The sequence below is a fragment of the Streptomyces macrolidinus genome, assembly GCF_023887685.1.
GTDB classification, from domain to species: Bacteria; Actinomycetota; Actinomycetes; order Streptomycetales; family Streptomycetaceae; genus Streptomyces; species Streptomyces macrolidinus.
Genome location: NZ_JAMWMR010000090.1, coordinates 1 through 1,355, shown reverse-complemented (window position 1 = coordinate 1,355; position 1,355 = coordinate 1). Strand labels below are relative to the sequence as shown.

1 protein-coding gene is annotated in these 1,355 nt (G+C 71.4%); it reads right to left on the bottom strand.

Annotated elements, in window-relative coordinates:
* Nucleotides 1–1,355: AMP-binding protein (locus tag NGF19_RS30335; protein ID WP_252429140.1), on the bottom strand; the 1,355-nt coding region annotated here is incomplete at both ends.

The following is a 1,355-nucleotide window of genomic DNA, read 5'->3' as shown; positions in this document are numbered from 1 at the left end:
AAGTCCGGCCCCGGTCACGTACAGCTCGCCGGGCACGCCCACCGGTGCGGGGCGCAGCCGGTCGTCGAGCACGAGGACGCGGTGGTTGGGCAGCGGCCCGCCGAGCGGAATGCCGTCCGCCGCCGGCGGGTTCTGCGCGTTCATCCGGAAGCCGGTGACGATCACCGTCGCCTCGGTGGGTCCGTAGACGTTGACGATCTGCAGGCGCGGATGCAGCGCGAGAAGCCCAGACACAGTCGCGGTCGGCGCTGTGTCGCCGCCCACCTGCACCTCGCGCACTCCCGCGAAGGCCTCCGGGCACTCCTCGGCGAGGAGTTCGAGCAGGCCGGGGGTGAGGAACAGCGCGGTGACGGCGTGCTCGGTGATGACCGAGCGGAACATCGCCGCGTCGACTGCCCCGCGCGGGGCGAGTACGAGCGTGCCGCCGGCCAGCAGGGCGGGCCACAGCTCGGCCGTGGACACGTCGAACGCGTAGGACGAGTGCACCAGCACCCGCTGGTAGGCACCGCTGCCGAAGAGCGGATCACAGGCGAAGCCGACGACGTTGCGGTGGGTCACCGCCACGCCCTTGGGCTTGCCGGTGGATCCCGAGGTGTAGATCACATAGGCCAGAGAGTCCGGGAGCGGCCTGCGTTCGTGCACCGCGTGCGCCGGCCACGGGTCGGTGTCGGCGCCGACGTCGATCACCGTGATCTTCCGGTCGACCAGCAGCTCGGCCACGTCTTCGGGGCGGTCGGTGAGCAGGAAGCGGGCGCCGGACTGGTCCAGCATCCACAGCTTGCGGGACGCCGGGTTGCGCTCGTCCATGGGCAGGTACGCGCCGCCGGCCTTGAGGACGGCCAGCACGGCGACGACGGTCTCGGGCGACCTGCCGACGTCGAGGCCCACGATGTCCTCGTCCCGCAGGCCGAGTTCGATCAGCCGGTGCGCCAGCCGGTTGGACGCGGCGTCGAGCTCCGCATAGCTGAGACGCCGCTCCCCTTGGCACACCGCCGTCGCGTCCGGGGTCCTGGCTGCGCGCCCGGTGAACATCTCCGGCAGCGTACCGGCGGGTACGGGCTGGTCGACGCCCTGCCAGGTGGTGAGGACGCGCTCACGCTCCTGTGCGTCCTGCAGCGACAGCCGGGACAGCGGCCGGTCGGGTTCGGCCGTGGCCTCGCGCACGACGTTCCCCAGGTGGTCGAGCAGTCGCTGCACGGTGGAGTGGTCGAACAGGGCGCGGCTGTAGACCGCCTGTCCGGTGACGCCACCGTCCGGGTCCTCCACGAGGTGCAGTTCGAGGTCGACTCGGGTGTTCGTACGGTCACCGGCGAAGATCTCGGCTTCCTCACCGGTTTCGTCGAGCCGTCCGAAGG